The organism is Paeniglutamicibacter sp. GQ140 (assembly GCF_059759235.1).
In genome coordinates this window covers 347,275-369,657 of record NZ_JCAXDW010000005.1, presented here as the reverse complement: position 1 = coordinate 369,657, position 22,383 = coordinate 347,275, and the positions used below count along the sequence as shown (strand labels likewise).

The window sequence follows — 22,383 nt, the reverse complement described above, 5'->3', positions numbered from 1 at the left end:
TATAGCGCCTTCCAATGTCTCGTAAGCCCCCTTCGAGGCAACAGCCGTTAGTGTTGAGGGATGGACGGACTATTCTCACACGCGGCATCAGCCAACGAACCTGGCTCCCAAGATGATTACCGCTTGCCGGAGCGCCGGCATACGGTCAACGTCCCGGTGTCTGCGGATCAAGCCTTTGAAGGTTTTTCGGAATACATCCACTTGTGGTGGCCAGTAAACAAGTTCTCTCACTTCGGCCCGGGCAGCCACGTTACCTTTGACCAAGGCAGCCTGCTCGAGGAATCGGAAGACGGCGAGCTGCATCTCTGGGGCAAGGTTGTGCATCTTGATGCACCGCACACCATCGTCCTGGACTTCACCCTGGGCATGGAAACTGCCCCTCCCACCCACGTGAGCCTCGATTTCCGTGAGCGGGGGACTGGCGCCGACCTTGTCCTGATACACGACGGTTGGAGCGCCGGTTACGTCGGCCAGGAGCAATACGAGCACTACACGCAGTGGCCAGAGATCCTTGACTACTACGCCCGCTTCATGGGGGCCAACAGCCAGCTCGACCGCTAGACCCACATCGACAAAGACCGCCGCTGCCTGTTTGCGGCACAGCCATTTCAAAATGCTCTGAAAGGGTGGCATGAGCCTCGAATCCGCCGACTCGGCCCTGATTGAAGATCTGACCCTGCACATAGGTGAGGGAGCGGTATCCACTGATCCAAAGGCACTGATGGACCATAGCCACGACTTTGGAAAGATCGTTGACCACCAACTTCCATTGGCTGTTGTTTTCGCCGAGCGGGTGGAAGACGTTCAGACGGCCCTGCGGCTGGCCTCGGCGGCCGGAGTCAAGGTCGTGCCTCGCGGCGCCGGCACGGGCGTCTCAGGCGGTGCCCACGCGACGGCACGCTGCATTGTGCTCTCCCTTGAGCGCATGGACCGGATCCTGGAGATCCGCCCCGAAGACGAAGTGGCAGTGGTTCAGCCCGGTGTCATCAATGCGGTCCTGAACAGGTCCGTTGCGAAGCACGGGCTCATGTATGCACCTGACCCTGCCAGCTACCAGCAATCAACCATCGGGGGCAACGTCGCAACCAACGCCGGAGGACTGCGCTGCGCCAAGTACGGCGTCACCACCGACTCGGTCTTGGGCCTGGACGTTGTCTTGGCTGACGGCACCTTGATCAGCACCGGGCGGAACACTTTCAAGGGCGTAGCCGGCTACGACCTGACCTCGTTGCTGGTGGGTTCGGAAGGGACCCTGGGCGTAGTCGTCTCCGTCACCGTGCGGCTGCGCTACCTCAGTGAAAAGACCTGCTCGATCGCCGCGGTGTTCACTGACGTCGCCCAGGCCGCCGCCGGGGTGGTGGCCATCGCCGGGGTGCGTGTGCAGCCGGCGATCCTGGAGCTGATGGATATCGGGACCATGCGCGTCCTGGATACCGCCTACGGCTCCGACCTCAGCGCCCGGGGCGGAGCCATGTTATTGGTTCGCACCGACGGCCACGGCGCGGAAATCGAGGCAGCCATCGTCCGCTCGGCCCTTGAAGGACTCGGCGCCCAGGTGAGCCAGCCGAACGACGAGGAAGCCGTGCGGTTGATCGAGATGCGCCGGGCCAGCCGCGGGGACGGGCAAGACGACAAGTATCGGGTGGGGGAGGACGTCGCGGTGCCCCGATCCGCCATGGTCGATTACATGGGAACGCTCGACAGGATCGCGGGACGAAACAATGTCATGGTCCGCGTCGTCGCCCATGCCGGGGACGGCAACCTTCACCCCACGTTCTGGGTCGATCCGGACGACGGAGACGAGGGCGTGGCAAGGCTTGACGCCGCCCTGGAGGAATCCATCCGGGCCGCCCTGGACGTAGGCGGAACCATTACCGGCGAGCACGGCGTTGGCACCGCAAAGCGCGACTGGCTGGCATGGGAACAGTCCGATGAGGTCCTGGAACTGCAGCGCAAGATCAAGGCGGTCTTCGACCCACAGGGCATCCTGAACCCCGGCAAGGCGATCGTGTGACGTAGAACCCCTGTCCCGATTAGGTGTTGGAGTGAAAAGTCGGTAAACTTTTTATTCGTTGGTACAACACCGGGATATGGCGCAGCTTGGTAGCGCGCGTCGTTCGGGACGACGAGGTCGCAGGTTCAAATCCTGTTATCCCGACCAATGTGAGCCCCGCAAGAAGCTTCGGTTTCTTGCGGGGCTCGTCCCATTTAATAGCCCATTTTCAAGTTGCTATTGAGTTTCCGCCGAGGTCCACATATTCCACAATGCTTCCAATTTCAGGATCCATTCGAAGCTAATGGCCCCGGGAACAGGAATCCCCGCTATGCCGCGCCAGTTCCGGTAAGCAGGGCTGTCGCGAACACTCGGCCGGATGAGCCACCAGGCGATCGTCCCGGCTCTACGCCTCATAAAAAGGTGGGGCCCGGCGTCCGCCGGGCCCCACCTCAAGGAATCAACAAACTGGCCGGTTACTTGACCAGGTAGCCGCGCAGGTCCTCGAGAACCAGCGAGGCACCAGTCGGGCCCAGGCCCAGGAACCAGACGTCGTCGTTCACGCGCTGCACCTTGCCGGCTTTGACGGCCTCGAGCTTGCTCCAGATGGGGCCCTCGAGTGCGGCCTTCTCGCCGGTGGCCTCGGGGGTTCCATAGGAGGTGTAGAAGATCCAGTCCGAATCGGCCTCGGCGAGGTTCTCCGCGGAGATTTCCTTGGCCAGGTCGTCGATGTTCTGGTTCTCCGGGCGGGAGAGGCCTGCGTCGTTGAGGATCACGCCGATCAGCGAGGCGTTGCCATAGAGTCGGATCTTTTCGGGCATGAAGCGCAGCAAGGAGATCTTGGGATCCCCCTCGACGTCCTCGCCCAGAGCGGTCGCCTTGTCCTGGTAGCCGTTGAGCACCTCGACGGCCTTGGTCTCCTCACCAAGCGCGGCAGCTGCAAGGCGGAAGTTTTCCTTCCACGGGTAGCCCGGGCGGATGGAGAAGACGGTCGGGGCGATCTGCGAAAGCTGCGGGTAGAGCTTGTCGGCGCGCAGCTGCGAGCCGATGATCAAATCCGGCTTCAGCGCGGCAACGGCCTCGAGGTTCAGTTCCTGGATGGTGCCCACGGTCTTGGCGTCCTTGACAGCGTCTGCCAGGTAGCTGGGGATCGAGTTGGCGCCCTCGGTGGACGGGATGCCGACCGGCGTGATGCCCAGGGAAAGCACGGCGTCGAGCTCGCCGGTGTCCAGCACCACAACGCGCTCGGGCTTCTTGGCGATCTCGGTCTCGCCGTTTGCGTGGTTCAGGGTGCGCGGAAAGACGCCCGGGGCGACGTTGGCGCCGAACTTTGCGGTCGCCTCGTCCGCGGTGGAGAAGCGTTCGCCGCCCACCGCAACATCGGAATTGCCCGGCGCCGTGTCCGTGGCGCCGCCGGCTGCACAGCCTGCGGTCAATGCGATCAGGAATAGTGCGGCTGCCGTCTTGGCGGCGCCGAAGCGGGGCCTGCGGCTCGAAGAAATCAATTTCACCACGCAAATGTATCCTATTGATGTTGCCCGTGCCTAAGCGCTTTTGTTGCCAGTAGGCGGCGGCGCGGTAGTGTGGAACGGTTCGAAGCTAAGGAGATGAATCGTGGCCAGTCCCGCCCCTGCTTCGGTGAACCCGGAAAACTGCCAAGCCAGCGGCGATAAAGCCCGCCCTGGGGGCTTGCCGCCGGCCGCGGGTTCGCTGTTGCCGGCGAAGGTCCCCGGCGCACTTGCGCGCCGGATGGCACTTTTGCTCTGTTTCGGATTATTGCTGGTGCTATTGGCACTTTTTTCCCTGGCCGTGGGATCCAAGCACATTGAGCTCTCCGTGGTCGTCGATGCCCTGCTTGCCCCGAACGACTCGGCGGACCACGCCATCATCCGCGACTCGCGGCTCCCTCGAGCGATCCTGGGCGTCCTTGCCGGAAGCGCCCTGGGCATTGCCGGGGCGCTGGTCCAATCCATGACGCGCAATGCGCTGGCCGAACCGGGCATCCTGGGCGTGAACGCCGGCGCCTCGCTGGCCATCGTCATTGCGGTGGGAACCTTCGGGGTGAGCGGGTTCGGCGGTTACGTGTGGTTTGCCTTTGGCGGTGCGGTGCTGGCCACCGGCGCCGTGTACCTGGTCGGGATGGCCGGGGCCCGGTCTAACGATCCGGTTCGGCTGGTGCTGGCGGGGGTGGCGCTCGGGGCGGTGCTTTCGGGAATCGGAACCGCGCTGGCCCTGGTGCACCCCGGGGCATTCGACCAGCTGCGGGCGTGGACCATCGGCTCGCTGGAAGGGCGCTCCACGGAGGTCCTGGCACCGTTGGGCATCGCCGTGCTGGCTGGCTTCGTGCTGGCGGCCTTCACCGGCCGCTCGCTCAATGCCCTGGCGCTGGGGGACGACACGGCCCTGGCCCTGGGCTACAAGGTGGGACGGGCCCGCGTGCTGATCCTGCTTGCCGTCACCGTGCTGGCCGGGGCGGCAACCGCCGCGGTGGGCGCGATCAGCTTCCTGGGTCTCATGGCACCGCACCTGGCCCGCCGCTTCTCCGGCCCCGACGCCCGCTGGATGCTTGCCTACACCGCGGTGCTCGCCCCGATCATCCTGCTCGTCGCCGACGTGCTGGGCCGGGTCATCATTCCCGGTGAATTGGAGGCCGGGGTGGTCTGCGCCTTCGTCGGCGCCCCGGTGCTGATCATGCTGGCCCGCCGCAGGAAGCCGGTGGCGGTATGAGCGCCGAGACCAAGCCCCAGGTGGCCACGGCCGACAACACGTTCGTCAAGGTGCCCGGCAGGGCCAGGCGGCTGGGCCGCGAGGCCGCGCTGTGCCTGCTGCTCGCATCCCTGGCCGTGCTGTTCGCGCTGCTGGTGGTCGGCAGCGGCGACTACCCCATGGGGCCGGGCAAGGTCATCAACGTCATCCTCGGAGGCGGGGAAGGGCTGGAGAGCACCATCGTGTTCCAGTGGCGTGCCCCGCGCGCCGTGGCGGCGCTGGCCTTCGGCGCCGCGCTGGGCGTGGCGGGGGCGGTGTTCCAGTCGCTGACCCGCAACCCGTTGGGCTCGCCCGACATCATCGGCTTTTCCACCGGCGCCTACACCGGGGCGCTGCTGGCGCTGACCCTGGTGGGAGGCAGCTTCCTGGCCACCTCGCTTGGGGCGCTTGCCGGCGGGCTGCTGACCGCCGTTGCGGTGTACTTCCTGGCCTGGCGGCGCGGCTCCCACGGCTTCAGGCTGATCCTGGTGGGCATCGGCATTTCCGCGATGCTCGCGGCCCTGAACCAGTGGCTGGTGCTGCGCGCGGAGATCGAGGTGGCCATGGCCGCGGCCGTCTGGGGTGCCGGCACGCTCAACGGGGTCGGCTGGCCCGTGCTCATCCCGGCGCTTGCCGCCATCGTCCCGGTCCTGGCGCTGACGCTGGCCGGCGGACCGAAGCTGAACATGCTGGAAATGGGCGACGACACCGCCACCGCGCTGGGCGTGCGCGTGGAGCCCACCCGCCTGGCGATGATCGTGCTGGCGGTGCTGCTGACCGCCGCCACCACCGCTGTCGCCGGGCCCATCGCCTTCGTGGCCCTGGTGGCGCCGCAGCTGGCGAAGCGGCTGAACCGCGCCGCCGGCATGCGCCTGGCCCCCGCAGCCTGCATGGGTGCGCTGCTGCTGGTGGCCAGCGACCTGGTGGCCCAGCGCATCTTCGCCCCGGTGCAGCTGCCGGTGGGAGTGGTGACCGTGAGCATCGGCGGCATTTACCTGATCTGGCTGCTGGCCCGCGAGGGGCGTGCGGCCAACCGGACCTAGCCGGAGGGGGCGCGCAGCCAGGCCGCGGCGTTGGCCCCCAGCAGGCCCCCGGCGGCCAGCTCGGCCCCGTCGGCGTCCGAGAAGAGCAGCGGCTCGCCCGCCGGAAGCGGCACCGGGACGGCCGAAAGGTTCAGCACGTTCACGGTCTCCCCGTTGCGGATGGCCAGAACCTCGGGCAGCTCCGGGTTCGCGTAGAAGGCCAGCGATCCCAGCCCCAGTCCCAGCTCGCCGCGCAGGGCCAGCGCCCTGCGGTACAGGTTCAGCGTGGAGGCCGGGTCGTCCTCCTGCAGGTCGCGGGAGAACCCGGACCAGCCTTCCGGCTGCGGCAGCCAGGAGTTCCCGGTGGGGGAGAAGCCGCAGGCCGGTGCGTCGTGCACCCAGGGGATCGGCACGCGGCAGCCGTCGCGCCCGGTGCGCTCCCCGTTGCTGCGCAGGAAGGTGGGGTCCTGGCGGTGGCGGTCCTCCAGCGTGGTGTGGTCGCCCAGGCCCAGCTCCTCGCCCTGGTAGAGGTAGGCGCCCCCCGGCAGCCCCAACATGAACACCGTGGCCGCGCGGGCCCGGGCCAGGCCCAGCACCGTGTCCGGCTGCGGGTCCCGCGGGCCGATCCCGTCGCCCAGGTCCAGGGCCACGCCGTCGAGCCCGAAGCGGGTGGCGTGGCGGGAGACGTCGTGGTTGGAGAGCACCCAGGTGGTGGGCGCCCCCACGGTGTCGAAGGCGGCCAACGAGTCGCCGATGACGGTGGCCAGCGCGTCGCGGTCCCAGAGGGTGCGCAGGTAGTCGAAGTTGAACGACTGGTGCATCTGGCCCGGGGCCACCCAGTCGGCAAGGCGGGTCAGCGGGCGCACATTGGCCTCCGAGCAGAGCACCGGTTCCCCGGGGTACTCCTCGCAGATTTCCCGCCAGCGGGCGAACACCTGGTGCAGCTCCGGCTGGCCGAACATCGGTGCGTCGGCGAAGGGGAAGCCCTCGCGCGGGGTGCCGTCGGGTGCCCCGCCCCAGTCGGGCATGCCGTCCTTCTTGAACATCGCGTGGGCGACGTCGATCCGAAAGCCCCCGGCGCCGGCATCCAGCCAGAAGCGCAGCGTCTTCTCGAATTCCTCCTGCACGGCGGGGTTGCGCCAGTTGAAGTCGGGTTGGGTCGCGTCGAAGAGGTGGAAGTAGTACTGCCCGGGTGTGCCGTCGGCCTCCGTGACCCGCTTCCAGCCGGAGCCGCCGAAGAGCGAGAACCAGTTGTTCGGAGGGGTGTTCCCGCCCTCGCCGCGCCCGTCGGCAAAATGGAACATGGCGCGCTCCGGGGAGCCGGGGCCGGCGGCCAGCGCGGCCTTGAACAAGGCGTGCTCGCTGGAACAGTGGTTGGGGACGATGTCGATGATGGTGCGGATGCCGAAGGACCTTGCGGTGTCGATGAGCGTCCTGGCGTCGTCCATGGTCCCGAAGAGCGCATCCACGCCCCGGTAGTCGGACACGTCGTAGCCGGCGTCCCTTTGCGGGGAGGGGAAGAAGGGGGAGAGCCAGATGGCGTCCACACCCAGGGTCGCGATCTTCGGCAGCTCGGCGGTGATCCCGGCCAGGTCGCCCATGCCGGAACCGGTCGAATCCTTGAAGGAGCGCGGGTAGATCTGGTAGATCACCGCGCGGCGCCACCATTGGTCGCCGGCCGATGGCTCGTGCAGCACCGGCTGCAACGCATAGGGCGGAAGGGCTTCGTTCTGGGCATCCGACGCGCTGGCGGCGTCCACGGGTAGCGACATGGTGTCAAGCCTATCTAGTCGGCGGTGCAATCGGTGGGGCCGGGGCAGTGCGTTACCCGGCGGCCGGAGGCGCCGTGGAGGTGCGCAGCACGAATTCGGTGGGGAAGAATTCGTCGGCCGGCGGGGTGCCGCCCGGGCCGTCCGCGGGGACCTCGCCGAGCAGCTCCATGATGCGGGCGACCGCGGCCTCGCCCTGGGCGGCGGGGTGCTGGGCAATGGTGGTCAGCCCGACGAGCTCGCCGAGTTCGTGCCCGTCGATGCCGATCACCGAGAAGTCGCGGGGCAGCGACAGGCCCAGGTCGCGGGCCGCCATGAGGGCGCCGAAGGCCATCTCGTCCGAGGCGCAGAGCAGTGCCGTGGGCCGCCCGCGCGGGTTGGAGAGCAGGCTGCGGACCTTTTGGTAGGCCCCGGCCGTGGTGAAGTCGGCCTCCAGCAGCCATTGCGGGTTCACCGCGATGTCGGCCTGGTCCAGGGCGTACTCGAATCCGTCCAGGCGCGCCCCGGGAAGCTTGAAGTCCACGTTGAACACGTCGGCCCCGCCCAGGAAGGCGATGTCCGTGTGGCCCAGGGACACCAGGTGCTCGGTGGCCAGGGAGGCGATGTTGAAGTCGTCGACCCTGACGGTCTGGACCTCGGGAAGCAGCCCGCCCAGGGCCACCAGCGGCTTGCCCACGGAGCGCAGCTGGTGCAGCTCCGGTTCGGTGAGCTTGAGCGTGACGGTGATGACCGCGTCGAGGCGCTGGCGCATGAGCAGGTCCTGGAAGACCGCATCGCGGTGCCGCTGCTCGCCGCTGGTGTTGTACAGGGTCAGGTCGTAGCCGCGCTCGTTGAGTTCCTGGGTGGCGCCCTGCAGCACGTTGGCGTAGTACCAGCGCGAGACCGTGGGCATGACGATGCCGATGTTGCGGCTGCGCCCGGAGGCCAGCGAGGAGGCGTTGTAGGACAGGACGTAGCCGAGCTCCTTGGCGGCCGTGGCGACGGCCGCACGGGAGGCCGCGGAGACCTTGCCGTTTCCGGACAGGGCGCGGGACACCGTGGCGACGGAGACCCCGGCACGAAGTGCGACGTCCTTGATGCTTGCCATGATGTGCGGCTTCCTTGTCCTCGGGCGGTGCTGTTGTCTGCGGGCTGGTCCGGCTAGGCGTTGTCCGGGCGCAGCCACACGGCGGCATCCGGATTCAGCGCCAGGCCCGACGCGGCATCCGGCCATCCGGCGACCGCCGCTGCGGAACTGGCCAACAAGACCTCTCCGGCCGGCAGCCGCACGGGTTCGGAACCCAGGTTCAGCAGGACCAGCACCCCGGAGTTCCCGAAGCCCAGCAGCCCTCCGCCGTCGGTACCCTCCACCCAGTTTAGGTTGCCCAGTCCCAGGTTGTGGCTCCGGCGGAGTCCAAGCGCCCGGCGGTAGAAGTGCAGCGTGGACTCGGGATCGGCCTCCTGCGCCTGCCGGGAGAGGGCTTCCCAGCCCCCGGGCTGCGGCAGCCAGCCGGCGGCGTCGCCGAAGCCCAGCGACGGGGCCGAGTCGGTCCAGGGCAGCGGGACCCGGCAGCCGTCGCGTCCCAGGCGCTCGCCGTTGGTGCGCGCGTAGGAGGGGTCCTGGCGGTATTCGTGGGGGAGCAGGGTATGGTCGCCCAGCCCCAACTCCTCGCCCTGGTAGAGGTAGGCGCCGCCCGGCAGCCCCAGCATGAAGAGCGTCGCGGCCCGGGCACGCGCAAGGCCGAGCACCGGGTCGGGCTGCACGTCCTCGGGCCCCAGCCCGTCCCCGGGTCGCAGTGCCGGGGAGACGGCGCCCAGCCTGGTGGCGTGGCGGGGCACGTCGTGGTTGGAGAGCACCCAGGTGCTGGGCGCGCCCACGGCGTCGAATGCCTTCAGCGAGCGGGTGATGATGCCCTTCAGCGCGGCGGCGTCCCAGCCGGTGTGCAGGAAGGGGAAATTAAAGGACTGGTGCATCTCGTCCGGGCGCACCCAATCGGCCATGGCCTCGATGGGGTGCACGTTGGCCTCGGCGCACAGCACGCGCTCGCCTGGGTACTCCTCGCAGATGGCGCGCCAGCGCCGGTAGACATCGTGCACGGCGGGCTGGCCGAACATCGGGGCGTCGGCAAACGGGTAGCCGGGGGAATCGGCGCCGTCGGCCCGGCCATGCCAGTCCGGCAGGCCGGAGGCCTTGATGAGGGCGTGGGCCACGTCCACGCGGAACCCGCCGGCGCCGCGGTCCAGCCAGAAGCGCAGGACCGATTCGAACTCGTCGCCGACCGCCGGGTTGTCCCAGTTGAAGTCGGGCTGCGAGGAATCGAAGAGGTGCAGGTAGTACTGGCCGGGGGCACCGTCCGGGTCCGGGACGCGGGTCCAGGCGGAACCGCCGAAGTGCGACTGCCAGTTGTTGGGAGGCAACTGGCCGTCCTTCCCCCGCCCGTCCCGGAAAATGAAGTGCTCCCGGGCCGCCGATCCCCGGGGGGAGGCCAGCGCCTCGCGGAACATGGCGTGTTCGCTGGAGCAGTGGTTGGGCACGATGTCCACCAGGATCTTGACCTCGAGCCGGTTGGCCTCGGCGATCAGCTCGTCAAAGTCGGCGAGTGTTCCGAAGAGCGGGTCCACGGCGCGGTAGTCGGACACGTCGTAGCCGGCGTCCTTTTGCGGGGAGGCGAAGAACGGGGAGAGCCAGATGGCATCGACGCCCAGGGAGGCAATTTGGTGCAGCTCCGCGGTGATGCCGGGGAGGTCTCCGATGCCGCTGCCAGTGGTGTCCCGGAACGAGCGTGGGTAGATCTGGTAAATGACCGATCGGCGCCACCATTCACTCCCGCTCGAAGGCGCGTGGGTCGCGTCCTCGAACCGGGTCTCCGAGTGGGCTGGTGGGGTCGCTGGGTGCTCTTCGGTCTGGGGCATGCGGTCAAGCATAACGACGAAACCATCAAAAGTGGAAGCGTTTCCATGTTTACTTTTCGAATCTCCGGTATGGGAGCGCCGCGTCAAAGGTTGCCTCTTTGCCGAGTTTTCGCATAAAAAGGGCATTTTTTACACATCCTGGCTGTCGACGGCCAGTTCTTGCTGGAAACTTCTTCATTGTGATCTGGACGACAGCAGTGGAAGCGTTTACACTAGATCTCACGACACCAGCGCTGATGGGATCACCGGGCGCGCAACACTCGAAAGAGGAACCACCATGACGGGAAACAACTCACCCGGTGCACGTCTCACGCGCCGCACCTTTACCCTGGGTGCGGTCGGCGCCCTCTCGGCGCTGGCACTGACCGCCTGCGGCGGCGGTGCGCCGGCTAGCGCACCCTCGAGCAGCGCGGCGGCCACCAGTGCCGCAGCCAGCGTGCCGGCGACCGGGACCAGCCTGACCCTCTGGGTCGACGCCGAGCGCTCGCCGGCGCTGAAGGACATTGCCGCCAAGTTCAAGGCCGAGAAGGGCATCGACGTCAAGCTGGTTGTCAAGGACTTCGCCGCCGTGCGCGACGACTTCATCACCCAGGCACCCACCGGCAAGGGCCCGGACATCATGGTCGGCCCGCACGACTGGCTGGGAAAGCTGGTGCAGAACGGCGTGGTTGCCCCGGTGCAGCTTGGCGACAAGGCAGGGACCTTCGCCGAAAGCTCCATCAAGGCCATGACCTACGACGGGCAGACCTACGGCGTTCCCTACTCCATTGAGAACGTCGCCCTGGTCCGCAACACCAAGCTGGCTCCCGAGGCCAAGACCACCCTTGACGACGTCCTCGCCGAGGGCAAGAAGGCCGTGGCCGCGGGCGATGCCAAGTTCCCGTTCCTGGTCGGACTCGATCCCAAGCAGGCCGACCCGTACCACCTCTACCCGCTGCAGACCTCCTTCGGGGCACCGGTTTTCGCCCAGAACGCCGACGGCAGCTACGACGCCAGCGAGCTGACCCTGGACAACGAGGGCGGCAAGAAGTTCGCCCAGCTCCTGGCCGACCTCGGCGACAAGGGCTCGAAGGTCCTGAATTCCAACATCACCGGCGACATCGCCAAGGAGAAGTTCCTGGCCGGGGAATCCCCGTACTTCCTCACCGGCCCCTGGAACATCCCCGACATCGAGGCCAAGGGCATCAAGTTCGCCGTCGATCCGCTGCCCACCGCCGGGGACAAGCCGGCCCAGCCATTCATTGGCGTGAACGGCTTCTTCATCTCCGCGAAGTCAAAGAATGCCCTGGCCGCCAACGAATTCGTGGTCAACTACCTCTCGCAGCCCGACGCACAGGACGAACTGTTCAAGGTCGGCGGCCGCCCGCCGGCGCTGACCGCGTCCTTCGAGAAGGCCGCCAGCGATCCGGTGGTCAAGGCCTTCGGCGAGATCGGCGCCAACGGCGTGCCGATGCCCGCGGTTCCCGCCATGGACGCCGTCTGGGCCGACTGGGGAGGCACCGAGCTGAACCTGATCAAGGGCAAGGAAGCCGACCCGGCCGCTGCCTGGTCGAAGATGACGGCCAACATCGAGAAGAAGATTTCCGGCGGCAAGTAGCCACCGGAAGCAAGCACCGGCTGCGGGGAACCGGTGGTGCGTTCTCTACGCGCACCACCGGTTTCACGCAGCCGGATCCGGGCCAGCGGCCCGACTCCCATCGCCGGTCGGCGGTCGATCGCACGAGGAAAGATGTTGGACCCCATGGTTGAAATCGAAGAAAAGCCCAGTGCGGCACCGCCGCGGCGAAACGGAAAGCGGCCGCGTTCCGCCGGCCGGGGCCCCGATTCCCTCGGCGGCATCCTCGCCAAGATCATCCTGCTGGGCATCACGGATGCCGTGGCCGCCTTCGTCCTCTTCCAGCTGGCCCTCAGCGCCGAATGGATGATCTTCGGGATTTCCCTGCTCACCACGCTGGTGATCAACTGGATCTACCTGCGCCGTGGGGGACTGCCGGCCAAGTACTTGGCTCCGGGCATCATCTTCCTGCTGGTCTTCCAGGTCTTCGTGATGATCTTCTCCACCTACATCGCCTTCACCAACTACGGTGACGGGCACAATTCGACCAAGGCCGACGCGATCGCCTCCATCCAACTCTCGGCCTCCGAGCGCGTCCCGGATTCCCCGCAATTCCCCACCTCCGTCCTGGAAAAGGGCGGCAGCTACTTCCTGTTGGTCACCACGCCGGAGGGCGAGGCAAGAATCGGCTCGGCCGACAAACCCCTGGAAACGGTGACCCCCTCCGCCACCGGCCCCACGGGTGCCGCGACCGGCGTAGAGGGCTACACGACCCTCGATTTCGCAACCCTGCTGGCCCACCAGCAGGAAATCACCGCCCTCACGGTGCCGATCAGCGAGAACCCCGAGGAAGGGGCGCTGAAGACCGCCGACGGCTCCACCTCCTACGTGTACACGCCCAAGCTCAAGTACGACGCGAGCACCGACACCTTCACCGACACCGCCACCGGGACCACCTACGCCGACAATGGCCGCGGTTCCTTCGTGGCCGAGGACGGCTCTGCGCTGAACACCGGCTGGAAGGTCAACGTGGGACTGGACAACTTCCAGCGCGCGTTCACCGACCCGAACCTCCAGGGCCCGCTGCTGCAAGTGATCGCGTGGACCTTCGCCTTCGCCATTCTCTCGGTGGCCACCACCTTCGCGCTGGGCCTGTTCCTGGCCATCACCTTCAACCGGGCGGATTTGAAGGGGCAGAAAATCTACCGGATCCTGATGATCCTGCCCTACGCGTTCCCCGCCTTCCTCTCCGGACTGGTCTGGTCGGGCCTCCTGAACCCGGAATTCGGGTTCATCAACAACGCCCTGCTCGGCGGGGCGGACATCCCCTGGCTCACCGACCCGGTGCTGGCCAAGATCTCGGTGCTGATGGTCAATCTCTGGCTGGGCTACCCCTACATGTTCCTGGTCTGCACCGGCGCCCTGCAGTCGCTGCCCGAGGAGGTCGACGAGGCCGCCCGCATGGACGGGGCCAGCGTGTGGAAAATCTTCACCGCCATCAAGCTGCCGCTGCTGCTGGTCTCCCTCGCGCCGCTGCTGATCTCCTCCTTCGCCTTCAACTTCAACAACTTCAACGTCATCTACATGCTCACCGGCGGCGGGCCGCGCTTTGACGGCACCACCTTTGACATCGGCTCCACCGACATCCTGATCACCATGGTGTACAAGATCGCCTTCGGCACCGGCACCGGCCGCGACTACGGACTGGCCAGCGCGCTGGCCATCCTGATCTTCATCATCGTCGCCGTGGTGTCCGCGCTGAGCTTCAAGAAGACCAAGGCCCTGGAGGAACTGAACTAATGAGCACCGCGACCGCACCGCACGCCCCGGTGCTCGAAAACCTGCCCGCACCGGCCAAGGCAAACAAGCCCACGTTGGGGCAATGGTTCAGGTCAAAGGGCTGGCGCCACCTGGTGGCCATCGCGGCCACGGCCTTCTCCGTCTTCCCGCTGCTTTATGTCCTCTCCGCGGCGCTGAACCCCACCGGCACGATGGCCGGGGCCAGCACGATGTTCACCGAGTTCGGCTGGGGCAACTTCGAGGCGCTCTTCGCCAACCAGGAACGGCCCTTTGGCCGCTGGTTCGTCAACACCCTGGTCATCGGCCTGGTCACCTCCGCGGCCACGGTGTTCCTCGGGGCGCTGGCCGCCTACGCGTTTTCGCGCATGCGCTTCTCCGGCCGCCGGTTCGGCCTGCTGACGCTGTTGCTGCTGCAGATGTTCCCGCAGCTGCTCACGGTGGTGGCGATCTTCCTGCTGCTGAACTTCATTGGCGACATCATTCCGGCCCTCGGGCTGGGCTCCCAGCTCGGGCTGATCATGGTCTACCTCGGCGGCGCGCTGGGTGTGAACACCTACCTGATGTACGGCTTCTTCAACACCGTGCCAATGTCGCTTGACGAGTCCGCGCGCATCGACGGGGCCAGCCATGTGCAGGTGTTCTTCAGGATCATCATGCCCCTGGTCACCCCGATCCTTGCGGTCGTGGGCCTGCTGGCCTTCATCGGGATCTCCTCCGAGTTCGTGATCGCCTCGGTGGTGCTCACCGACCCCGAATCACAGACCCTGGCGGTTGGCCTGTACTCCTACGTGGCCCAGCAGCGCAGCGAGAACTGGGGCGTCTTCGCCGCCGGCGCAGTGATTGCAGCGGTCCCGGTGATGACCCTCTTCCTCTTCCTGCAGCGCTACATCACCTCCGGCCTGACCGCCGGCGGCGTCAAGGGATAGCGTCCATGCCCGGCACCCGGATGCACGCCATCGACTCGACGTTGTCCCTGCAGCCCCACCACGACGGATCGCCCGCCTATGTGGCCGGCCCGGCGGTGCCGCGGCTGGGGCAGGAATTCCGGGTTCGGCTCCGTGTCCCGGCCGGTGCCGCGGCACCGGTTGCGGTGTGGCTGCGCAGCCTGCGCGACGGGGAACCCCACCTGGAACCGACGGCCAAGACCGCCGGCGACGACACCCACGGCCATTTCGAGGCCACGCTGCCGATGGTGAATCCGGTGCAGCGCTATCGCTGGTACCTGAAATACCTGGACACCGAGGGCGCAGAGCACTACCGGTGGTTGAACGCCGCCGGCCTGCACCGCCGCGATGTGCCCGACGCCTTCGACTTCAGGATCCATGCGGGGCGCGGGACACCGGATTGGGTCAGGGAATCGGTCATGTACCAGGTGTTCCCCGACAGGTTCGCGAATTCCGGAGCCGAAAGGCCCAATGCGGGCTGGATGGTCCGCTGCGACTGGGACACCCCGGTGCAGGGAAACAGCGCGGACACGTCCCGGCAATTCTATGGAGGCGACCTTGCCGGGATCGAAGGCAAGCTCGACCACCTGGTTTCCCTGGGCGCAACGGTGCTCTACCTGACCCCGATCTTCCCCGCTGCCTCCAACCACCGCTACGACGCCTCCTCATTTGACGTGGTCGACCCGCTGCTCGGCGGGGATGCGGCCCTGGTCTCCCTTGTCGAGGCGGCCCATTCGCTTGGTCTGCGCGTGGTCGGCGACCTGACCACCAACCACACCGGGGCCGGGCACCACTGGTTTGTCGATGCCTATAAGAACCCCGGGGCGCCAACGGGAGAGTACTACTACTTCAACGAGGACAACAGCGACTACGAGGCGTGGCTGGGTGTGCCTTCGCTGCCCAAGCTGAATTGGAATTCCGCCGCACTGCGCGAGCGGTTCATCCTGGCCGAGGACTCTGTGGCGGTGCGCTGGCTCAAGGAACCGTTCAACCTCGATGGCTGGCGCATCGACGTGGGCAACATGACCGGTCGCCGCGGGGCAGACGACCTGAACCACGAGATCGCCCGGATGCTGCGCGAACGCATCGAGGAAGTGAAGCCCGGGGCCATGCTGCTGGCCGAATCAACCTCCGACGCGGCGCACGATGTACCGGGGGACGGCTGGCAGGGAGTGGTGAGCTACAGCAATTTCACCCGGCCGCTGTGGCAATGGCTGGCCAGGGATCCGGATCCCGAGGCGTTCAAATGGTTCTTCGGGTTGCCGCAGCCGGGACCGGCGCGCATCGACGCGGCCGACTTCGTGGCGACGCATCGGGAAATGTCAGCGGGATTCAGCTGGGAGGTGCGGCTGGCCAACGCCAACGCCCTGGACACCCACGACACCGCACGGGCCGCCAGCCACATGATTGACGGCGGACAGGAAATCGCGGCCTGCGCGCAATTGACGTTCCCCGGGATCCCGCTGGTGTTTGCCGGGGACGAGTTCGGGCTGCACGGTTTCAACGGCGAGGACTCCCGCACCCCCATGCCCTGGGAAAAACCCGAAAAGTGGGGCAAGGACCTGCGCCCGCTCTATGCCGAGCTGGCGGCCCTGCGATCCGGCCACCGCGCATTGGTGGACGGATCGTTGCGCTGGATCATCGCCGAGGGGAACCTGCTGGTCTATGTCAGGGAGCATGCAGCCGGGTCGGTGCTGTGCGTGCTGGCCCGCGGCGACGTCCCGGAAACCCGTCTGGGCAACGCGGTGGAACTGGTCGGCGAGCCGGGAAGCGCCCTCGCAGCGGTGGGATTCGCACCCGGTATGGTGCTAAACGAGGCGGGGGAATTGCTGGTCAGCGCCAGCGGTCCCGGCGCCTCGTTCCACCTTGCCGCAGCCAGTGGAGCGTGGAGCTAGCGAGCGGGAGCCGAATCCCGGACACGGACCTGGACGCGCTCGGTCATCGCGCTCCCCGCGGCGAACACCAAGACGGCGACCAAGATCGGAAGGAACCCCCGAACCCGTCATCGGACGGCAACCTGAGCCGCAACGGCACAAGGCCGCCCCTGCCACGGCAAGCCAGAGAACCAGGACCATGAGTTTCCTGCGCAAGGAAACACCTGCCCACATCGGCACTTCGCCCGCCGGATGGTCTCCGCTGAGTCCAAGCCACTTCAACACCGGAATCTTTTCCCCTCGGGTCGGTTCTCGGCTGCCCGTGTTGGATCCTTGACGCCTGGTGGCAAAGCGCACGCCGGGTCGACGTCTGGGGATCAGCCTATGTCGATAGCGGATTCGAAGGTCCGCTTTTGATGCCAGAGGGAGCGAACCGATGCAAATACTGGCCAAAGGTATTTATGCTCCGGCGTTGCGTGCGGCGCTGGCCGAAGATGGCCAGGCACACACGCACGCCGCAGCCTAGCGGGCGACCGCGTATTGATTTGCCGCGCGGAGTTCCTTGGAAGCGCTGAACTCGTCCGCGGGTGCATCTTCCTGGTACTCGACAAGCTCCACATGGTGCTCCAGCAGGGCTTCGCGTACCTGTAGCGGCGTTGCGTAGAAATACTCGCGGCGAAGGTTCACCAGGTTCACGCGTTCTGGGGCGAATTTCTGGTGGAGCATGGTCTCGATGCCCACGGCGTCCTTGGAGAAGAACAGGGCATGCACGTCGAAGAGGAAGGGGACGGAGGCGTCGCCCAGCTCCCGGACGCGTTCCATCGGGTTGAGTCGGCGGGTCATGCCGATCTTGATGACCCCCTCGCCGAACGAACCGAGATTCGAGATGACGTACACATAGCCGGCGCGGGTGTTCAGGGCATTGTCTTCGGCGTCGGCGAGCTTGGCTTCGGCCTCGTCCAGTTGGGTCTGAACCCGTTGGACGCCATCAAGGTCGCCGGCCTCCTGCAGCTGCGCGAGCACGGTGGCGTAATGGGTGACTTCCTTTTGCTGCTTGGCTTTCAGCGCTTCCCATTCGCGCTGTGCCTTGGCGGCTTCGCGAGCCTCGGCGCGGGCTTCCGCCTCGAGCTGTTTCTGGATGGCCAGGGCCTGCAGGTGGCGGGCCGCGAGTTCGAGTTCCATGACACGCAGCCGGTGGTAGGCATTGGTGACCTGCAGCCCGATCATGGTGCCGCGTTTTGCGATCTGCTCGCGGGCCTTTTCGAGGCGGGCCTGGGCGGTGTGGAGGTTGCCGGCCTTGACGGTCTTGACGCAGTTTTCGGCCTCGGCGTTGTAGGCACGAAGCAGGAGTGCGGAGAGATCGCGGACGAACTTCCTGCCTTCCTTTTCGGAGTTGTTGAACGTGAATCCGGAGACGGTGGTGACCGCGATCTTGTCTCGCAAGCGGCCCTTGATCTGGTCCCGCACCGTGGCCAGTTCGTTGGCGAGCTTCACGGAGGTTTCGGCGGGATGTTCGTAGTCGTAGAATCCGACGTTGTGCCGGTCGGCAACCTGGCGCACGTCGAGGACCTCGCCTCGGACCGCCGCGAGTTCGATGTTGGCGGCGGCAAGCTCCCGTTGCGCCGCGGCGATGCCCTGCCTCAGCTCGGAGTCGTGGGCTTCCCTGTCGAGGGTGTCCATTGCGCCAATGCGGTTCAGGGCATCGAGCATCTGCGTGTTCGCCAGGTAGACCTCGTCGGCGTAAAGCTTCAGTCCCCTTGCCGGGACCGGAGGGGCGCCCATGCTGGTGCGATAGGAGTTCTCTGCGCTCGTAGCGGGGTCCTCTGCAGCCGTGCCGAATGCTTTCTTGTACTGCCTCAGCAGATCAACGAACACCCAGACGACGCCCACTGCGGGGATGAGATTGAACCCATTTGGCACCACGACCATGAGAAGCAGGCTGATGCAAAACCACATGATGTGCTTGCTGAAGCCGCTGGCCTTCTTTTCCCGGTTGACTGGTTGCGGCGGTGGCATAGATGAAAAGTTGGACACGGTTCCCCCCAAGGTTGAGTGACAATGCTCAAACCGTAGCAGTCGCCGCCGACGCCAACGCATCCATGTCTCGCGGACGCGAAACATATGGTGGTCCGCGCCGTTTGATGGGGGGCTTAATCAACTGGTTGAGTAATCTCCCAAATATCCAAAACCGGCCGTCTTCGGAAACAATGATCGAGGCCCGCTACGCCGTCGGAGACTCCTCGTCCAGCCCCAACACCAGCCGGGCCTCGTCCCTGCGGTGGCGCAGCACGGCATCCACGTAGGACGCGACCGCCTCCTCCATGGGGACGTTGGAGCCGCGCGCCTCGGAAATGTACCAGCGGTGCTCGAGGACCTCGTGCACGATCTGGGCAGGTTCCAGCTTGCCGTGGAACTCGCGGGGGATGGCCCCGGTGATTCGGTCAAAGACATCGGCGACCCAACGGGCAGCGGCAATTTCCTCGTCCGCCTCCGGATGCTTCTTGGCCCGGTAGGCATCCATGTCGTTGAGCAGCCTGCGGGCCTGGCCTTCCTCCACGTCCAGCCCGGTCAGGCGCAGGAGCCTGCGGGTGTGGTGCCCTGCGTCCACGACCTTGGGCTGGATGAGCAGCTGGCCGCCGTCGGGTGAGGTCTTGAGGCTGATTTCCTCCACGTCGAAGCCGAGTTCGTTGAGTCGGCGGATGCGCTCGTCGACCCTCCACCGTTCGGAGAGGTCGAAGGATTCCTTGTCGTTCAGTTCGGCCCAGAGCCCGCGGTAGGCGTGCAGGATGTCCTCGCTGGTGGCCACCGGGTCCACGGTGTCCTCGATAAGTCCGGCTTCCATCAGGTCCATGAGTTCCCCGGCGATGTTGACCCGGGCAATTTCCAGGTCGTATTCGCGCTGTCCGGAGGACAGCTCGGGGTACAGCTCGCCGGTTTCCGCATCGACCAGGTACGCGGCGAAGGACTCGGCGTCGCGCCGGAACAACGTGTTGGACAGGGACACGTCTCCCCAGTAGAACCCGATCAGGTGCAGGCGGACCAGCAGCAGCGCCTGGGCGTCGATGAGCCGGGTGAGGGTGTCCCTGCGCAGCTTCTGGGAGAACAGCGCGCGGTAGGGCAGCGAATATTTCAGGTGCCGGGTGACCAGGACCGGGTCAAGGTCGTTGCCCTCGGTGTCGGTGCGACCGGTGATCACCGCCACCGGTTCCACGCAGGGTGCCGCCAGCCGGCGCAGCTTGCGCAGCATGTGGTACTCGTGCCGGGCCACGTGCTCGCCGGTTTCCTTGATGGCAATGACCGCCTTGCCCATCATTGCGAAGCGCACCACGTGCCGGGAGATGCCGCGCGGCAGCGGGGCCAGGGTGTCGCTCGGCCAGTCCTCCAAGGGGATCTGCCACGGCAGGTTCAGCAGGCCCGGATCGGCCGTGGCCGCGGTGATGGACAGCGAACCGGCAACGGGCGGGGCGGCTGCCGGGGAGGAATCGCGCGGCAACTTGCCGTTCTGGTCATGATTGGTGGGCTCGTCGTGCCAGCTGGCGGTGTGGCGGATCATGGCGTGTGCCGTCCCTTGGTGCGGTGATGAGGGAAATGGGGAAGCGGAAATGCAAAGGCGGCCGCACCCAGCGCTGGGCTGAATACGGCCGCCTTTGGCAGTGAACGTGCACTCACACGATAGCGGGCAGGGACCTAGGCCTCTGTTGCCGCTTGTGCGTGTGCGCCGTTTCGAGAAGGCTCGGCCAGGCGCTCGCCGGAGGCGGTGTCAAAGAGGTGCACGTGCCCGATCTTCGGTGCAACGTGGATGGTGTCGCCCTTGAACGGGGGCTTGCGCCCATCGACGCGCACCACCATTTGGTATTCGGTGCCGCCCACGGTGGTGTGCCCGTAGACATAGGCATCGGCTCCAAGTTCCTCGACCACATCGACCTCGACGGCAAGACCCTCGTTCTCGGAGACCTGGTCCAGGTCCTCGGGCCGCACGCCCAGGGTGACCGAGTTGCCCGTTGCCGCTTCCAGCGTTGAAGAGGCCACCGGGTAGATGGATCCTCCGAAGGCCACGCCACCGTCGGCGACCGGAAGCTCCAGCAGGTTCATGGCGGGAGAACCGATGAAGCCGGCAACGAAGACGTTGGACGGGCGGTCGTACAGTTCGCGCGGGGTGCCGACCTGCTGCAGCAATCCGTCCTTGAGGACCGCAACGCGGTCGCCCATGGTCAGTGCCTCGACCTGGTCGTGGGTCACGTACACGGTGGTAACGCCCAGGCGGCGGGTCAGTGAGGCGATCTGCGTACGGGTCTGCACGCGCAACTTGGCATCAAGGTTCGACAAGGGCTCATCCATGAGGAAGACCTGCGGGCTTCGCACGATGGCGCGACCCATGGCGACGCGCTGGCGCTGGCCGCCGGAGAGTGCCTTCGGCTTGCGGTCCAGATAGTCCTCGAGGTCAAGGAGCTTGGCCGCCTCCTGGACGCGGCGGGCGCGCTCTTCCTTGTCGATGCCGGCGATCTTCAGGGCGAAGCCCATGTTGTCGGCGACCGACATGTGCGGGTACAGCGCATAGTTCTGGAACACCATGGCGATGTCGCGGTCCTTGGGCGGGACGTTGGTGACGTCGCGGTCGCCGATGAGGATTCGTCCGGAATTCACGTCCTCAAGGCCTGCGAGCATGCGCAGTGTGGTGGACTTTCCGCAGCCCGAGGGGCCGACAAGGACCAGGAATTCGCCATCGGCGATTTCCAGGGAGATCTTGTCCACGGAAGGCGTGGTGGCTCCGGGGTAAATGCGGGTGGCCTGGTCAAATGTTACTGATGCCATGAGGCAGCGATCCTTTCACGGGCAGGTACGTGCCCGACGGTCCGTAGTGAATGGAATCACAAGCTTCTCATATCAAGTACCAATTCCAAAAGGGCAGGCAATTCCCCGGGCCCATTAAGTCGGAATTCTGCGGCGGATTTCCCGGAGCCGACTTTTACCCCGATATCTCCTGGGCGAAGCACGGCAAATGCATCCTCGTCAGTGACGTCGTCACCGGCAAAAAGCACGGTGGAGGCGTCTGCAACCTCGCGCAGCCAATTCAGCCCGTCTCCCTTGGTGCCCACCAGCACGCTGGCCTCCAGCACTGCCTTGCCGTCCAGCGCCTGCAGGTTGGCGATGCCGTCAAGTTGCTCGTGGGCAGATCGCAAGGCGGTGGAAGCGACCTCGGGGGCGGCCTGTCGGACATGCAGGACGATCGAGGCGGGCTTGTATTCAAGCGTGGTTCCCGGGTTGGACGAGGAAACGGCTTCCAGGATTTCGGTGGCTTGGGCCAGCGCCGACGTTTGTGCGGGGCTGAGATCGATGTGCTCGTCCTCCGCGTCGAAGTCCGTGGGTGCCCAGCGTTCTGTGCCGTGGCTGCCAACCAACAGGGTTTGTTCCGGCGGGTTGCACACGCCACGCAGCGAAGCCAGGTCGCGGCCTGAAATCACGGCGGTTACGGTGTTTTCCAGGGCGGCCAGCTTGGCCAATGACTCGGAGGTTGCCGGCAGCGGGCGGGCATCCTCGGGGCGGTCCACCAAGGGGGCCATGGTGCCGTCGAAGTCCACTGCTACGAGCAGGATCGGGGTTTCGACCAGGGATTCGATGGCATCGGCAAGTTCGGGGGAAATGGGACTCAGGGGCAACCGGCTGATCCTTTCGGGCATTCGGGGCGGGTAGGGAGTGGGTAATTGGGCCAAGTAAGGGTCACCCGGCTGGACCCAAGACCAACGAATGGAAGCAAGGCGCGGATGCAAGAAGGACGATTTCTCCTTTTG

Annotated in this window: 16 protein-coding genes and 1 tRNA gene; 9 read left to right on the top strand and 8 right to left on the bottom strand. The window is 66.2% G+C overall.

Going from position 1 to position 22,383, the window contains the following annotated elements:
* Window positions 1-60: 60 nt before the first annotated feature.
* The 3 genes from AC6CHY_RS10090 (at window position 61) to AC6CHY_RS10080 (ending at window position 2,161) form a co-directional block, all read left to right on the top strand.
* On the top strand, window positions 61-561 hold the full coding sequence (locus AC6CHY_RS10090) for an SRPBCC domain-containing protein (RefSeq protein WP_498226619.1): 501 nt from the start codon (window positions 61-63) through the stop codon (window positions 559-561).
* 70 nt (window positions 562-631) lie between these two features.
* Window positions 632-2,014, top strand: a complete 1,383-nt coding sequence (locus AC6CHY_RS10085; protein ID WP_217388312.1) for an FAD-binding oxidoreductase — start codon at window positions 632-634, stop codon at window positions 2,012-2,014.
* Window positions 2,015-2,084: 70 nt separating this feature from the next.
* Window positions 2,085-2,161: transfer RNA gene (locus AC6CHY_RS10080), tRNA-Pro, on the top strand.
* A gap of 308 nt (window positions 2,162-2,469) precedes the next feature.
* Here the strand turns inward: AC6CHY_RS10080 and AC6CHY_RS10075 are convergent.
* Window positions 2,470-3,504, bottom strand: coding sequence for an ABC transporter substrate-binding protein (locus tag AC6CHY_RS10075; RefSeq protein WP_498226618.1), 1,035 nt, complete (start codon window positions 3,502-3,504; stop codon window positions 2,470-2,472).
* Window positions 3,505-3,775: 271 nt separating this feature from the next.
* Between AC6CHY_RS10075 and AC6CHY_RS10070 the strand changes: the two genes are divergently transcribed.
* A complete protein-coding gene (locus tag AC6CHY_RS10070; RefSeq protein ID WP_498226617.1) occupies window positions 3,776-4,720 on the top strand; it encodes an iron chelate uptake ABC transporter family permease subunit in 945 nt (314 codons plus the stop codon).
* On the top strand, window positions 4,717-5,781 hold the full coding sequence (locus AC6CHY_RS10065) for a FecCD family ABC transporter permease (RefSeq protein WP_498226616.1): 1,065 nt from the start codon (window positions 4,717-4,719) through the stop codon (window positions 5,779-5,781). Before AC6CHY_RS10070 ends, AC6CHY_RS10065 begins: the two co-directional genes overlap by 4 nt.
* Here AC6CHY_RS10065 and AC6CHY_RS10060 read toward each other — a convergent pair.
* The 3 genes from AC6CHY_RS10060 to AC6CHY_RS10050 are packed head-to-tail and all read right to left on the bottom strand — an operon-like array spanning window position 5,778 to window position 10,421.
* Window positions 5,778-7,532 (bottom strand): glycoside hydrolase family 13 protein, encoded by a 1,755-nt coding sequence (locus tag AC6CHY_RS10060; protein ID WP_498226615.1) that lies wholly within the window; start codon window positions 7,530-7,532, stop codon window positions 5,778-5,780. The genes AC6CHY_RS10065 and AC6CHY_RS10060 overlap by 4 nt on opposite strands.
* A gap of 52 nt (window positions 7,533-7,584) precedes the next feature.
* Window positions 7,585-8,616, bottom strand: coding sequence for a LacI family DNA-binding transcriptional regulator (locus tag AC6CHY_RS10055; protein WP_217388316.1), 1,032 nt, complete (start codon window positions 8,614-8,616; stop codon window positions 7,585-7,587).
* A gap of 53 nt (window positions 8,617-8,669) precedes the next feature.
* On the bottom strand, window positions 8,670-10,421 hold the full coding sequence (locus AC6CHY_RS10050) for a glycoside hydrolase family 13 protein (protein WP_217388317.1): 1,752 nt from the start codon (window positions 10,419-10,421) through the stop codon (window positions 8,670-8,672).
* Window positions 10,422-10,698: 277 nt separating this feature from the next.
* Here AC6CHY_RS10050 and AC6CHY_RS10045 point away from each other — a divergent pair, with 277 nt between their 5' ends.
* The 4 genes from AC6CHY_RS10045 to AC6CHY_RS10030 all read left to right on the top strand — a co-directional run bounded on the left by AC6CHY_RS10045 (window position 10,699) and on the right by AC6CHY_RS10030 (window position 16,615).
* A complete protein-coding gene (locus tag AC6CHY_RS10045) occupies window positions 10,699-12,018 on the top strand; it encodes a sugar ABC transporter substrate-binding protein (protein WP_217388318.1) in 1,320 nt (439 codons plus the stop codon).
* A 144-nt stretch (window positions 12,019-12,162) separates the two neighbouring features.
* Complete coding sequence (locus tag AC6CHY_RS10040) at window positions 12,163-13,776, top strand: ABC transporter permease subunit (RefSeq protein WP_254455947.1); 1,614 nt, start codon at window positions 12,163-12,165, stop codon at window positions 13,774-13,776.
* The gene (locus AC6CHY_RS10035) at window positions 13,776-14,702 is read left to right on the top strand and encodes a sugar ABC transporter permease (RefSeq protein ID WP_217388320.1); all 927 of its coding nucleotides are present in this window, start codon (window positions 13,776-13,778) and stop codon (window positions 14,700-14,702) included. Before AC6CHY_RS10040 ends, AC6CHY_RS10035 begins: the two co-directional genes overlap by 1 nt.
* 5 nt (window positions 14,703-14,707) lie before the next feature.
* A complete protein-coding gene (locus AC6CHY_RS10030) occupies window positions 14,708-16,615 on the top strand; it encodes a glycoside hydrolase family 13 protein (protein WP_498226614.1) in 1,908 nt (635 codons plus the stop codon).
* Window positions 16,616-17,116: 501 nt separating this feature from the next.
* Here the strand turns inward: AC6CHY_RS10030 and AC6CHY_RS10025 are convergent.
* The 4 genes from AC6CHY_RS10025 to otsB form a co-directional block, all read right to left on the bottom strand.
* Entirely contained in the window at window positions 17,117-18,610 is a 1,494-nt protein-coding gene (locus AC6CHY_RS10025) for an SNIPE associated domain-containing protein (protein ID WP_498226613.1), read from the bottom strand.
* A gap of 205 nt (window positions 18,611-18,815) precedes the next feature.
* The gene (locus tag AC6CHY_RS10020; RefSeq protein ID WP_498226612.1) at window positions 18,816-20,147 is read right to left on the bottom strand and encodes a DUF4032 domain-containing protein; all 1,332 of its coding nucleotides are present in this window, start codon (window positions 20,145-20,147) and stop codon (window positions 18,816-18,818) included.
* 134 nt (window positions 20,148-20,281) lie between these two features.
* The gene (locus tag AC6CHY_RS10015) at window positions 20,282-21,406 is read right to left on the bottom strand and encodes an ABC transporter ATP-binding protein (protein WP_498226611.1); all 1,125 of its coding nucleotides are present in this window, start codon (window positions 21,404-21,406) and stop codon (window positions 20,282-20,284) included.
* A 56-nt stretch (window positions 21,407-21,462) separates the two neighbouring features.
* The gene (gene otsB / locus AC6CHY_RS10010) at window positions 21,463-22,251 is read right to left on the bottom strand and encodes a trehalose-phosphatase (RefSeq protein WP_498226610.1); all 789 of its coding nucleotides are present in this window, start codon (window positions 22,249-22,251) and stop codon (window positions 21,463-21,465) included.
* Between the last annotated feature and the right edge of the window lie 132 nt (window positions 22,252-22,383).